The organism is Halorubrum sp. SP9, assembly GCF_005435015.1.
Classification (GTDB): Archaea; Halobacteriota; Halobacteria; order Halobacteriales; family Haloferacaceae; genus Halorubrum; species Halorubrum sodomense.
This window is the reverse complement of record NZ_SGXU01000185.1, coordinates 1-218: the sequence shown is the minus strand read 5'-3', so window position 1 is coordinate 218 and position 218 is coordinate 1. Positions and strand designations below refer to the sequence as shown.

General features: G+C 49.1%; 1 pseudogene. It reads right to left on the bottom strand.

The features are described 5' to 3' along the window. Nucleotides 1–218, bottom strand: a pseudogene (locus EXE45_RS20880) (hypothetical protein); the annotation flags it as partial.

The window sequence follows — 218 nt, the reverse complement described above, 5'->3', positions numbered from 1 at the left end:
GCACAAGCAAGAGATGGGGGGTTTGTTCTAAGACCATCAGCTCCCCTCGCTTCAGTTTCGTAACGAACAAACCCACCATCTCTTGCTTGTGCTATCGCATCTTGAATACCTTTTTTGACCTCTTCAGAGTGCGTCCACCACGAGATCTCGTCGAACTGCTCATTAACGACGTTATCACGCTCAAGACCACCAAATTCCAGTGCGGTGTCGTTGATCTC